Annotated in this window: 11 protein-coding genes; 9 read left to right on the top strand and 2 right to left on the bottom strand. The window is 48.6% G+C overall.

From position 1 onward, the window contains the following. Positions 1-30 precede the first annotated feature (30 nt). The 9 genes from nusA to B5D42_RS06680 all read left to right on the top strand — a co-directional run bounded on the left by nusA (position 31) and on the right by B5D42_RS06680 (position 11,218). Complete coding sequence (nusA, locus tag B5D42_RS06720) at positions 31-1,281, top strand: transcription termination factor NusA (RefSeq protein ID WP_078830692.1); 1,251 nt, start codon at positions 31-33, stop codon at positions 1,279-1,281. 150 nt (positions 1,282-1,431) lie between these two features. Beyond that, a complete protein-coding gene (gene infB, locus B5D42_RS06715) occupies positions 1,432-4,392 on the top strand; it encodes a translation initiation factor IF-2 (RefSeq protein ID WP_078830691.1) in 2,961 nt (986 codons plus the stop codon). A 145-nt stretch (positions 4,393-4,537) separates the two neighbouring features. Further along, complete coding sequence (locus B5D42_RS06710) at positions 4,538-5,929, top strand: peptidylprolyl isomerase (RefSeq protein ID WP_078830690.1); 1,392 nt, start codon at positions 4,538-4,540, stop codon at positions 5,927-5,929. Positions 5,930-6,028: 99 nt separating this feature from the next. Continuing rightward, positions 6,029-6,487 (top strand): MarR family winged helix-turn-helix transcriptional regulator, encoded by a 459-nt coding sequence (locus B5D42_RS06705; protein WP_176112928.1) that lies wholly within the window; start codon positions 6,029-6,031, stop codon positions 6,485-6,487. A gap of 54 nt (positions 6,488-6,541) precedes the next feature. Next, positions 6,542-7,261, top strand: a complete 720-nt coding sequence (locus B5D42_RS06700) for a pirin family protein (protein WP_078830688.1) — start codon at positions 6,542-6,544, stop codon at positions 7,259-7,261. 1 nt (position 7,262) lies between these two features. Then, entirely contained in the window at positions 7,263-8,132 is an 870-nt protein-coding gene (locus B5D42_RS06695; RefSeq protein WP_078830687.1) for a pirin family protein, read from the top strand. 57 nt (positions 8,133-8,189) lie between these two features. Beyond that, the gene (locus tag B5D42_RS06690; RefSeq protein ID WP_078830686.1) at positions 8,190-8,717 is read left to right on the top strand and encodes a YceI family protein; all 528 of its coding nucleotides are present in this window, start codon (positions 8,190-8,192) and stop codon (positions 8,715-8,717) included. A gap of 35 nt (positions 8,718-8,752) precedes the next feature. Then, complete coding sequence (locus B5D42_RS06685; protein WP_078830685.1) at positions 8,753-9,316, top strand: NADPH-dependent FMN reductase; 564 nt, start codon at positions 8,753-8,755, stop codon at positions 9,314-9,316. 54 nt (positions 9,317-9,370) lie between these two features. Next, complete coding sequence (locus B5D42_RS06680) at positions 9,371-11,218, top strand: amidophosphoribosyltransferase (protein WP_078830684.1); 1,848 nt, start codon at positions 9,371-9,373, stop codon at positions 11,216-11,218. A gap of 75 nt (positions 11,219-11,293) precedes the next feature. Here the strand turns inward: B5D42_RS06680 and B5D42_RS06675 are convergent, their stop codons facing one another. Both B5D42_RS06675 and B5D42_RS06670 read right to left on the bottom strand, forming a co-directional pair. Then, positions 11,294-12,373 carry a 3-oxoacyl-ACP synthase III family protein gene (locus B5D42_RS06675; RefSeq protein ID WP_078830683.1) on the bottom strand — a complete coding sequence of 360 codons (1,080 nt, stop codon included), beginning with the start codon at positions 12,371-12,373 and terminating at the stop codon, positions 11,294-11,296. A 49-nt stretch (positions 12,374-12,422) separates the two neighbouring features. Continuing rightward, entirely contained in the window at positions 12,423-13,082 is a 660-nt protein-coding gene (locus B5D42_RS06670) for a (4Fe-4S)-binding protein (RefSeq protein WP_078830978.1), read from the bottom strand. Positions 13,083-13,136: the final 54 nt, after the last annotated feature.

Here is a 13,136-nt window from a genome sequence, read left to right as displayed (position 1 = left end):
CTCTACAGGTAAAGTATTAAAAATCGAGATATGGCAAGTATCAACCTCATTGAAGCATTCCAGGATTTCAAGGACGCGGAGAATATCGACCGTCCTACGATGATGAAAGTGGTAGAGGATGTATTCAAGACACTGCTCAGGAAAAAATTCGGCAGCGATGATAATTTCGATGTGATCGTAAACGCCGAGAAAGGTGACCTTGAGATCATACGCAGAAGAATGATCGTTGAAGATGGTGAAGTAATGGACCCGCTGGCCGAAGTTGCTTACAGCGAAGCAGTGAAGATCGAGCCCGATTTCGAAGTTGGTGAAGAACTGTACCAGGAAATGGACATACTCGACTTCGGTCGCCGTGCCATCCTGGCCGCCAAACAAACCCTGGCAAGCCGTATCAGCGATCTGAAGAAGAATGTGCTGATCAAGAAATACGGTGACCGTATCGGCGAGATCATCAGTGCCGAAGTGTACCAGGTATGGAAAAAAGAAGTGCTGCTGCTGGATGAGGAAGGCAATGAACTGATCCTCCCCAAATCTGAGCAGATCCCGCAGGATTATTTCAAAAAAGGAGAGAATATCCGTGCCGTAGTAGCAAGGGTAGACCTCAAGAACAATACCCCGGTGATCATTCTTTCCCGTACCAGCCCGCTGTTCCTGGCCAAGCTGCTCGAGATTGAAGTACCCGAGATCTTCGACGGCCTCATCGCCATCAAAAAGATCGTACGCGATCCGGGAGAGCGTGCAAAAGTGGCTGTGGAATCTTACGACGACCGTATCGACCCCGTGGGTGCCTGCGTGGGTATGAAGGGAAGCCGTATCCACGGTATCGTACGCGAACTGAAGAACGAGAATATCGACGTCATCAACTATACCACCAATATCCAGCTGCTGATCCAGCGTTCACTCACGCCGGCCAAGATCAGCTTCATGGAACTGGACAACGAGAAAAAACATGCACAGATATACCTCAAGGCAGACCAGGTATCACTGGCCATCGGCCGCCGGGGCGTAAACATCAAACTGGCATGCGAATTGACTGGTTATGAACTTGATGTGTACCGCGAAGATGAAGAAGTGGTGGATGAATTCGATATCGACCTGGATGAATTCAGCGATGAGATCGAGCCATGGGTGATCGATGAGTTCAAGCGCATCGGTTGCGATACTGCCCGCAGCATCCTCAACCTGACAGCGGAAGAACTGGAAAGAAGGACCGACCTGGAAAAAGAAACGATCGAAGACGTAAGAAGAATCTTACAGGAAGAATTTGACAGCGAGCAATAAGCAGCTATTAAGAGACTATCTTTGTCGAAGGCTTTGAAAAACGCAAACAAAAAAGTCGCCGGCAAAATTGTTTCAATAAGTCCCTGAATAAGGGCAGCAACAAAAAAGGTCATCGGCATAAGCCCTGGCCTACGGACTAAAAAACATTTAATGTCAGAACTGAAATTACCCAGACTGTTAGCAGCCGCCAAGGAGTTCAATATCGGGCAGGACACCCTGATTGAATTTCTTGTGAAGAAAGGATTTAACCGAGATGACCTGAAGCCCACCGCCAAGCTGCAGGAAGAGCAGTACTATGCGCTTCAGGCAGAGTTCCAGAGCGACAAAGTGGCTAAGAACAAGGCAGACCTGGTAGAGATACCCAAAGCCGCACAGGCGGATGCAAAGAAGAGGAAGGACGAAGAGGAGATCGTATTCAAGAAAGAAGAGAAGAAGCCTGCAAAAGAAGAACCGGCAGAAGAAGCGCCTAAACCGGCAGAACCGCAACCTGCGCCTGCACCTGCGGCTCCCGCTCCTGTAGCAGAAGTGCCTGCAGAACCGGTAGCCCCTCCGGCACCAGAACCAGCGCCTGCCCCGGCAGATACGGTGAAGATCGAAGCACCTGAGATTGAAGCGCCGAAAGTCATTAATAAAATAGACCTCTCTGCGATAGACTCTTCAACAAGGCCTAAAAAGGCAGCGAAGAAAAAAGAAGAGCCTGCAGCCGAAGAAAAACCACAGCCTGCACCCGCTCCGGCACCTGCACCTGTGGCGGAAACTCCGGCAGAACCGGTAGCAGCTCCGGCCGCACCTGTAACCGCAGCCCCAGCTCCGGAAACAACAACGGAAGAAGCAGGACCGGTGATCACCAATATCAAGGCCGAGAAACTTGAAGGACCGAAGATCCTTGGTAAAATAGAATTACCCGTAAACAGCGATACCCGCCCCAAACCAATGGCCAGGGACGAGAAACGCAAACGCAAGCGTATTCCGCTGGATAAAAAAGACGGTGGCGGACAGCCAGGTGCGAATGTACAGCGCGATGCCAGTGGCAGACCAACAACCGGACCAAACAGGCCGATCGTTCCGGCCAACAACAACCGCAACCAGCAGGGCGGAGGTTTCAACCGCGATAACCGCGGACCGGGTGGTAATAACCGTGGCGGAAACCGCAACGATCGTAATGCACCACGCCGTACGCCGGAAGAGAAAGAAATAGATCAGAAAGCAATTCAGGAGAAAATACGTGAAACCCAGGCCAAACTGGCCGGAACGGGCGGACGCGGAAAGAGCCTGAAAGCAAAATACCGCCGTGCAAAACGAGACGAGGCCGCTGAGTCGATGGGCGAAATGACCGACGACAACAAGCTGCAGGTAACGGAATTTGTAACGGTAAGTGAACTGGCCAACCTGATGGACGTAAGCTTCGCTGATGTGATCGGCAAGTGTATGAACCTCGGTATCATGGTATCGATCAACCAGCGTCTCGATGCGGAAGTAATTGAGCTGGTAGCCAGTGAATATGGTTTTGAAGTGGAATTCATCGGCCTTGAAGATGCCACCGAAATGGAGGAAGAAGAGGATGAAGATGATGAAGCAGAACTGGTACCACGTGCGCCGATCGTAACGATCATGGGTCACGTCGACCACGGTAAAACTTCATTGCTCGATTATATCCGTAATGCAAATGTGGTAGCCGGTGAGGCCGGAGGTATCACCCAGCACATCGGTGCCTATGAGGTAACCCTGCCAAACGGAAAAGCCATCACTTTCCTGGATACCCCGGGTCACGAAGCGTTTACAGCGATGCGTGCACGTGGTGCCAAAGTAACGGATATCGCAATCATCGTGGTAGCAGCGGATGACGCTGTGATGCCACAGACCAAAGAAGCCATCAGCCACTCACAGGCAGCGGGTGTACCGATGATCTTCGCGGTGAACAAGATCGATAAAGACGGAGCAAATCCGCAGAAAATATACGAGCAGCTGTCGCAGATGAACATCCTCGTGGAAGCCTGGGGCGGTAAGTTCCAGAACCAGGAACTCTCTGCAAAACAGGGGCTGAATGTAGACCTGCTGCTTGAAAAAGTATTGCTCGAAGCCGAATTGCTGGATCTGAAAGCAAACCCGAACAGGGATGCATCCGGAACCATCATCGAAGCATCACTCGATAAAGGCCGTGGTTATGTGGCCACCATGCTGGTACAGAACGGAACCCTCAGACAGGGCGACCTGATCGTATCGGGCCAGTATTATGGTCGTGTAAAAGCCATGTTCAACGAACGTAACCAGCGTATCGAAGTAGCGCCGCCATCAACACCGGTAGTGATACTGGGTCTGAACGGAGCGCCGCAGGCTGGTGAGAAGTTCAGGATGTACGAGGACGAATCAGAAGCGAAGGAAGTAGCAACCAAACGTGCGCAGCTCGTGCGTGAGCAGGGTCTCCGTGCACGTAAACATATCACACTGGATGAGATCGGACGCCGACTGGCGCTCGGAAACTTCAAGGAACTGAACATTATCATCAAGGGTGATGTGGACGGTTCTGTGGAAGCATTGAGCGATTCACTGCAGAAACTCTCAACCGAAGAGATCGCGGTACGCGTTGTACACAAGGGCGTGGGTCAGATCTCCGAAAGTGATGTATTGCTGGCAACAGCATCAGATGCCATCATCGTGGGCTTTAACGTCCGTCCGTCTATGCAGGCCAACAGGCTGGCAGAAACAGAAGGCGTGGAGATCAAACTGTACTCGATCATCTATACCGCTATCGACGAGGTTAAAAGCGCGATGGAAGGGATGCTCGAACCGAAATTCCAGGAGAAGATCACTGCCAACGTGGAAGTACGCGAAGTGTACAAGTTCGACAAGGCAACGGTTGCCGGTTGTTATGTACTGGAAGGAAAGATCGCCCGCAACAGCAAGATCAGGATCATCCGCGATGGTATCGTGGAATATCCCAAAGGCGAGGGCCAGAGCGGCGAACTTGGCAGCCTGAAACGCTTCAAGGACGATGTGAAGGAAGTGGCATCCAATATGGAGTGCGGTCTGACCATCAAAAACTACAACGACCTGAAAGTAGGCGATATCGTAGAAGCGTTCGAAGAAGAAGAAGTAAAGAGAACATTATAATAAAGACAATTTTTGACCGCCGGGGAAGGTATGAACGAAATATTCATACCTTCTCTGTTTCTGCAGGAACATAAATTTTGTTAAAAGCCCTTCACAAAAAGCGAAACCACAGGCTATTGCCTATTTTTGAAAGATATTGAAACGTATGAAAAAGGCATTTTTACTGGCATTACTCGCCGCAGGAGTAACCACTGTATCGGTTACGGCGCAAACCAAGAAAGTGGTGGCAGATAAGATCGTGGGCCAGGTGGGCGACAAGATCATCCTGCATTCAGATATTGTCAACGCAATTTCAGATATCAAACGCCAGACCCAGGGTCAGGAAGGAGTAATTCTCCCAACCGAATGCCAGGTGCTGGAAGGTCAGCTGATCCGCAAAGCGCTCATGCTGCAGGCACAGAAAGATTCACTCACCGTATCTGATGAAGAGATCGAAGGCGACCTGGATAACAGGATCCGCCGGGCCATTCAGCAATACGGATCAAAAGACGTGCTCGAAGAGATCGCGGGTAAAACAGTTTACCAGATCAAGGAAGACGCAAAAGACGCAGTAAGGGAACAAAAGCTTTCCGAACAGATGCAGAGCAAGATCCTCGAAAATATCAAGATCACACCGAATGAAGTAAAAGCTTATTACAGCCGTACACCAAAAGACAGCCTCCCATTCTACGAAAGTGAAGTGGAAGTAAGCCAGATCGTATTCCACCCCAAAGCCAACCGCGATGTGGAAGAATATGTGTCCAAGCAGATGTACGATTATAAAAAGCGGATAGAGACAGGCGCACAGAAATTCGAGCAGCTGGTAAAACTTTACTCAGAAGATCCGGGAAGTAAAGAAACCGGTGGTCAGTACACACTTAACCGTAACGATAAAAACTGGGATCCTGCATTCATGGCAGCATCTTTCCGTCTGAAAGAAGGCCAGGTTTCACCCGTGGTAAAATCAAAGTTCGGTCTGCATATCATACAGATGGTAAGCCGTTCCGGCGATGAAGCTGTTGTACGTCATATCCTGCGTATTCCGCCGGTAACAGATGATGAGATCAAAGAAACAACCCAGCGGGCAGATTCTGTACGTACCAAACTGATCAGCGGCGCTATTGGCTTCGGCGAAGGCGTAAGCAAATACAGTGATGATGAGAACAGTAAATTCAATGCAGGTTCCATCACTTCACCTATGGACGGATCAACTTTCCTCACCATCGACCAGCTGGATAAAGACATGGTAGTGGCGCTGAAAGACCTGAAACCTGGTGAATATTCAAAACCACAGGTGATCACAGACGAGCGAGGCCGCAAAGTGGTAAGGATCGTATACCTGAAAACACGTACAGAGCCACACCGGGAAAACCTGAAAGAAGATTATGACCGCGTAGCCAAAAGAGCGCTGGAAGAGAAAAAGAACAGCACGCTCGAAAAATGGTTCAAAGAGCATATCCCGACTTATTATGTGAACATCGACAAGCAGTTCGCAGGCTGTTCAGGCCTCGACGAGTGGAGAAAAGCAGCAGAAACCGTTCATACGTCTAAAAACTAATTCACTGAATGACAGCCAGATAGATCCTCCCGCAACCCGGGAGGATTTTTTTTGCAAAAAGAATTTGGAAAATTAGATGTATGTACATACATTTGTGTAGTGAAATTGGAGCAAGCCATACAAAGTACAAAATTCAAGAGTGAAGTGCAGAAGGCAGGACTTAATATTCTGTATACGGCCTGGTGGTTGAAAACAGTAACAAGCAAGGAATTGAAGGCGTTCGGCCTTACACATGAACAGTACAATGTGCTGCGGATCCTGAAGGGTAGTTATCCGGAACAGATGTGCGTAAAGAACATTGCCTGCCGGATGATCGAAAAGAACTCGAATGTGCCGCGTATTATCGACAGGCTGGAATTGAAGAAACTGGTGGAAAGATCCACATCGGCATTCGATAAGCGCGAAACGGTGATCACCTTAACAGAACGGGGAATGCGTTTGCTTGCCGAAAGCTCTGTGAAAATTGATCGTCTGTTCGGGGAAGTGCTCACCATCAGCGAAGAGGAAGGTGCCGCGCTGAACAGCCTGCTTGAAAAAGTAAGGGAAAACGAGGAGTAAAATTTTTTTAGATAAATACATGTACGTACACGTACATTTAAAAAAGGAGAAAAAATGAAAACAGTATTGCACAAAGCCGGAACAAGAGGACATGCCAACCATGGCTGGCTCAACAGTTACCACACGTTCAGCTTCAGCGGTTACCAGGATCCTGAAAGGGTTCATTTCGGAGCGCTGCGGGTATTGAATGATGATACGGTAGCGCAGGGACTGGGTTTTGGCAAACACCCGCACGAGAATATGGAGATCGTATCCATACCACTGGAGGGCGATCTGCATCACCAGGACAGTACGGGTCGTAACGAGATCATCCGCCAGCACGATGTTCAGATCATGAGCGCGGGCAGCGGTATCGCACACAGTGAGATGAATGCCAACAAGGATCGGCCGGTGAAATTCCTGCAGATCTGGGTATTCCCCAAAGAGATCAATATCAAACCACGATACGAACAAAAATCTTTCAAACCGGAAGACAGGTTGAACCAGGTGCTTACCGTAGTGGCGCCCGATGATGAGAAGGCAGTGTGGATTAACCAGGACGCCTGGTTTTCCCTGGCCAACCTGGAAGCCGGTTTCGAAACAGGATATAAGGTACGTAAGGCAGGAAATGGCGTGTATGCTTTTGTTATCAAGGGTCAGGTTTCCATTAACGGACAGGAACTGGAAATGAGAGACGGACTGGGTATCTGGGAAACTGAAGCCCTTGATATAAAAGCCGGCACCGATGCAGAAATATTATTAATTGATGTACCCATGAATTTCAGGGAGGCCTGATATGAAAAACAGAACCATTAAAACAATTGTATACGCCAACGAGATGGATATGGGCGGCTTTCCGGTGAGGCAGGCTTTTCCATCCCGCAAGGCGGAACAGATAGATCCTTTCCTTTTGTTGCACCACGCTAACCTGGAAGTAGATCCGGATGTTCCTGTAATGCAGGCGGGCGTTGGTCCGCACCCGCACAGGGGATTCTCGCCGGTTACTTTTATCTTCAAAGGTGGTGTGCATCACCGCGACAGCCGCGGTAACAACAGCGTGATCTATGCCGGTGGTACCCAATGGATGAATGCAGGAATGGGTGTGATCCACAGTGAAAGACCTCCGGTTAATATAGAAGAACTGGGCGGCAGACAGGAATTGCTTCAGTTATGGGTGAACACACCTGCTGCACATAAAATGGATGCGCCCGCTTACCAGCCACTCACCGCGGAAGCAACACCCGTAATTGTTTCGGAAGACGGCCGCACAACCATCCGTGTTGTATCCGGCGAACTCAACAGCGTAAAAGGTCCGATTCACAGCTATACTTCGGTAAATACGTTTACAGTGGATATGAAGAAAGGCGGCCGTTATTATTTCCTGCTTCCTCAGCATCACAATGCATTTATCTACCTGTTGGATGGCAAGCTGTTTGCAGCAGGCAAAGAAGAACTGGATGCGCATTTTACAGCGGTATTGGATACAGACGGTGAAGGCATTGAGCTGGAAGCGCTGGAAGATACCAGGTTTTTCCTGGGTTCGGGAGAGCCGCTGAATGAACCGGTCGTTTCTCATGGTCCGTTCGTGATGAACAGCCAGACTGAGCTGATGGAAGCTTTCCGTGACTACCAGCTGGGAAAAATGGGCGTATTGATTGAAGAATAGAATACGTAACTTATAGATCAGATTATCTTATTCGTCAAAAATTAAAAAACAATAAAAATGTCAACCTACAAAATCGATTCAGCACACAGCGAGATCACTTTTAAAGTGAAACACCTCATGATCACCAATGTTACCGGCCGTTTTACAGCATTTGATGCTACTATGGAAGCCGATAAAGAAGATTTCAGCGATGCTAAAATCACTTTCGAAGCAGATGCAGACAGCGTGAGCACCAACAATGAACAGCGCGACGCACACCTGAAAGGTGAAGATTTCTTTGCGGCTGATAAATTTCCAAAACTTAGTTTTGTATCGAAAAGCTTTACAAAGCTGGGTGAAGATGAATACAAACTCACCGGCGACTTTACCATCCGCGACGTAACAAAGACCATTGAACTGGACGTAGAATACGGCGGAACAATGACAGATCCCTGGGGAAATGTGAAAGCTGGTTTCGAGATCAATGGCAAGATCAACCGTAAGGAATTCGGTCTTACCTGGGGCGCGGTAACCGAAGCGGGTGGTGTGGTAGTGAGCGACGATGTAAAGCTGCACCTGTCTGTACAGATGATCAAACAGGCTTAAGCCGCTGATCGTTCTGCAGGCTAAAATCATGGCCCATGAACATAGAGATAATATCAGGCAGCCCGAGAAAGGATAGTGTAACGAACAGGCTGACCCTTTTCCTGGAAAAGCACCTTGCCGCGCATACCCGCCACAATATTGGTGTGATCGATGTGCGCGACTGGAACCTGCCTTTGCTGCAGGACGTTTTCACCAGCGTTGACAAAACCCCGGATCCGTTCAAACCTTTAGCGGAAAGAATGTTTGCGGCAGATGCTTTTATCCTGGTAACACCGGAATATAATGCGAGTTATTCGCCGGCCCTGCAGAACCTGCTGGATCATTTTCCCAAGCAGTCGCACAAGGCTTTCGGCGTGGTAACCGCATCTACCGGAGCATTGGGCGGAATGCGCTCGAGCCAGCAGTTGCTGCTGCTCATTGCGGCGCTTTTCGGTGTAGCATCGCCGAATATGCTGATCACGCCCTTTGTGGATAAGAAATTTGATGAGAGCGGGCGTCTGACAGACGAGGCTTTCAGGAAGAATGTAGACGTGTTTATGAAGGAATTCCTGTGGCTGGCAGAGTCGCTGCATCCTGAAATGAATCCTGCATATAATTAACCTTTGTAAAACGTGGCGGAGTTGTAACTTCGCCACTTCTTTTTAATTACCATCATGAGCGACGAGATCAAACACGAGTGTGGCCTTGCCTATATTCGATTGAGAAAGCCCTTCTCCTATTATCTGCAGCAACACGGAACAGTCACTTACGGCCTTAACAAGCTGTATCTTTTAATGGAAAAACAGCATAACCGCGGCCAGGATGGCGCCGGAATCGCTGCCGTTAAACTGAACACGGAGCCGGGTTACCCCTTTCTCCACCGTATGCGCAGCAATGCCCCGCAACCGATAGCGGACATCTTTTTCAAAGTAGGCCAGGAACTGGCAGAACTGGAAAGGCACCAGCCGGATATCCGGCAGCACCCGGGCCTCATGAAAGGTCACCTGCCTTACCTCGGCGAATTACTCCTGGGGCATCTGAGGTACGGTACACAGGGTAAGAATAATGTTGAGTTCTGTCACCCCTTCATAAAAAGGAATATCGGTCCGGGCAAGAATATAGCGCTCGCCGGGAATTTCAACCTCGTGAATACGGACGAACTGTTCGAAATGATCAACATGACACCGGGCGAGTTCCAGAAACAGAGCGACCTGGCTGCCATGCTGGAAGTGATCCACCATTTTCTCGTAAAAGAAGACGACCTGAACCCCGATACCGCAGATGTGCTGCAGGTATTGAAAAAAGCAACCCCGCTTTTCGATGGCGGTTATACCATTGGTGGTCTGCTCGGCAATGGCAACAGCTTTGTAATGCGTGATGCACATGGTATCCGCCCTGCCTATTATTATATTAATGACGAAGTGATCGTAGCCGCCAGTGAACGCGCCGCTATCCGCACTACGTTTAATGTTGGCGAGAATGAAGTGATGGAACTGATGCCGGGTAATGCACTGATCGTTGATGCAGACGGCAGCTACCGCATAGAACAGGTGCTCGAACCCCGCGAACGCAGGGCCTGCAGCTTTGAAAGGATTTATTTTTCACGCGGCAGCGACGAAAAGATCTACCGCGAACGGATCGCACTGGGGCACCATCTCAGCAAAACCGTACTGGAAAGCATCAACTACGATCTGAAAAGAACGATTTTCTCCTATATCCCGAATACCGCTGAAGTAGCATTCTTCGGACTGGTAAAGGGAATGGAAGAATACCTGAATAAAATCAAGCTTGAAAGAATTCTCAGCTGGGGTAATGATTTTACGCCCGACAAGCTCGAGGAAATGATCAACCGTAAGATCCGCCAGGAAAAGATTGCCATTAAAGATGTGAAACTGCGCACTTTCATTACCGAAGATGCCAACCGCAACGAAATGGTGCAGCACGTATACGATATCACCTACGGTACCGTTCAGAAAGGAGAAGATACACTGGTGGTAATAGACGATAGTATTGTTCGCGGAACCACACTGAAAGAAAGCATTGTACGGATGCTGTCGCGCCTGCACCCGAAGAAGATCATCGTTGTTTCTTCAGCACCACAGATCCGCTACCCGGATTGCTATGGTATCGATATGAGTAAACTCGGTGATTTCATCGCTTTCCGCGCAGCCATTGCCCTGCTGAAAGAAAGGAATATGGAACATGTGCTCACGGAAGTGCAGGACAGGATCAAAGAACTGCAGGACTCCAATCAACTGCATACAGAGAACGTAGTAAGGCAGATCTATAAGCCGTTTACAACCCAGGAGATCTCAGACAAGATCGCACAACTGATCACGCCTGCAGATGTAACTACCGAAGTTCAGGTGATCTACCAGACGATCGAAGACCTGCACGACAGTTGCCCTACCAATACCGGCGACTGGTACTTCACCGGTAATTACCCTACACCGGGTGGTAACCGCGTAGTAAACAAAGCATTCCTGAATTACCTCGAAGGAAGAAATGTAAGGGGATATTAACCGAATGAAATAAACAGATATAGAAAAGCCCGTCTGATATAGTCAGGACGGGCTTTTTATTGGTTAAATAACTCATTAGATCCGATAACAGATCGCATTTATATTCATCCCTGCACCAACCGATGCAAACATGATCACATCGCCTTTGTTTAAAGAATGATCATCTAAAATACCGCGTTTTACGAGATCGAGCAGGGTGGGAATGGTGGCTACGGAACTGTTGCCCAGCTTGTGGATGCACATTGGCATTACTTCGGCGGGAACTTCTCTTAATCCGTAGAGTTTATACAATACTTTAATAAAGCCTTCATCCATTTTTTCATTGGCCTGGTGCAGGAAGAATTTCTTCACTTCGGTAACATGAATGCCGCACTGGTCCAGACAGGATTTCATGGCAAGCGGTACTTGTTTGATGGCATATTCATATACTTTCCGGCCTTTCATTTTGATATAACGCACTCTTGGGTCGGAATCGGGATAATTGGATTTTCCCATGTATAAATAGAAAGCCTCATCTATGCAATGGCTTTGTACTGCAGAACCGAGAATGCCTGCACCGCTTTCACCTGTATCAATACCTTCCACCACGGTAGCGCCTGCTCCATCGCTGAAGATCATGCTGTCGCGGTCATAAGGATCAAGTACACGGCTCAGTGCTTCGGCACCAACCACGAGGCATCTTTGGGCAATGCCTGCTTTGATAAATGCATCGGCATGGATCACACCCTGTATCCAGCCCGGGCAACCGAACAGTATATCATAGGCAACGCAGGCCGGGTTACGGATACCCAATGCATGTTTTACGCGGGATGCAAGTGATGGAAGTATGTCGGTCTGGATGGTATCCTTGATCACGTTGCCGAAATTATGCGCCACGATGATCTGGTCAATGGTTTCAGGGTCGATCTTCGCATCTTCAATGGCATGTCTTGCGGCAATGGTAGCCATATCGGAAGTATTGAACTCATTTCCTGCATACCTGCGTTCTTCGATACCCGTTATGTCTCTGAACTTTTCAATGATCTCCTGAGAGGGAGTAAGGATCTGTTCATGATCTTCAGAATAAAATTCCTGCGCAGCAAAATCCTTATTGGTTTTGATATGAGGAGGGATATAGCTGCCTATACCGGTGATAACGGTTCTAATTTGTGTCATGAAATCTGTTCTTGTGGGTATGGGAATATTTGCTTGCTACCTGTAAAAATTATACCGGAACTTCAGGTTTGTCCTCGTTGTACCGGAAGCTGAGTGCACCCGAAGGACAACGCTCTACCTGTTCTTTAATTCTTTCCGCGCTGGCTCCGTCTACATTGATCCACTTTTTCACTCTCGGATCAAATACCTGCAGCAGGTCTTTCCAGCAACGCGTTGAGTGCTGGCAGAACTCCGGCTTCCAGTCTACCGTGATCTCATCGTTTTTGTAGTTGATGGTTTTGGCGTTCACATCGTCTTTAAAAACGAAAGTTCTGATATGTGTATCGCCTTCCAGTATTTTGGATACGGGGCATAGTTTGGCTATTTCAACCAGTTTGTTCTTCACTTCATCACTGATCTCACTGTGAAATACAATATCCCTGTCGATGGTAGTAACGAGTTTTTCTTCTTTGATCTCCTGGTAAAGATTGGCATTAACAGAGATCTGCGGAATATCCATCCCTTTACGGTCGATATACATCCGCAGTGTAATCAGCGTGCAGGATGCGAGGGAGGATAAAAGCAGGGTAAACGGATCCGGCCCTTCGTCCTTACCTCCGGCGCTCACCGGTTCGTCAGAGATGAACTGGCCGTTGCGCCAGCTGATGGTACACTGGTATTTTGCCGTGCCGATCTCTCCATGAAGCGGTTTTTCCAGTTTGTATTTCATATTCGGGGGAACATTTTTAAAATATAATGCTTTAAATATAGACCAAATCCGCCA

Origin of the sequence: Sediminibacterium ginsengisoli (assembly GCF_900167075.1) — a bacterium.
In the GTDB taxonomy this organism is placed as follows: domain Bacteria; phylum Bacteroidota; class Bacteroidia; order Chitinophagales; family Chitinophagaceae; genus Sediminibacterium; species Sediminibacterium ginsengisoli.
This window is presented reverse-complemented; position numbering and strand designations above follow the sequence as displayed.

Coding starts and splice junctions, on each gene's coding strand:
- B5D42_RS06690 (WP_078830686.1), top strand. CDS start 8,190: ATGTCAACCTACAAAATCGATTCAGCACACAGCGAGATCACTTTTAAA.
- infB (WP_078830691.1), top strand. CDS start 1,432: ATGTCAGAACTGAAATTACCCAGACTGTTAGCAGCCGCCAAGGAGTTC.
- B5D42_RS06710 (WP_078830690.1), top strand. CDS start 4,538: ATGAAAAAGGCATTTTTACTGGCATTACTCGCCGCAGGAGTAACCACT.
- B5D42_RS06695 (WP_078830687.1), top strand. CDS start 7,263: ATGAAAAACAGAACCATTAAAACAATTGTATACGCCAACGAGATGGAT.
- B5D42_RS06685 (WP_078830685.1), top strand. CDS start 8,753: ATGAACATAGAGATAATATCAGGCAGCCCGAGAAAGGATAGTGTAACG.
- nusA (WP_078830692.1), top strand. CDS start 31: ATGGCAAGTATCAACCTCATTGAAGCATTCCAGGATTTCAAGGACGCG.
- B5D42_RS06680 (WP_078830684.1), top strand. CDS start 9,371: ATGAGCGACGAGATCAAACACGAGTGTGGCCTTGCCTATATTCGATTG.
- B5D42_RS06675 (WP_078830683.1), bottom strand. CDS start 12,373: ATGACACAAATTAGAACCGTTATCACCGGTATAGGCAGCTATATCCCT.
- B5D42_RS06700 (WP_078830688.1), top strand. CDS start 6,542: ATGAAAACAGTATTGCACAAAGCCGGAACAAGAGGACATGCCAACCAT.
- B5D42_RS06670 (WP_078830978.1), bottom strand. CDS start 13,082: ATGAAATACAAACTGGAAAAACCGCTTCATGGAGAGATCGGCACGGCA.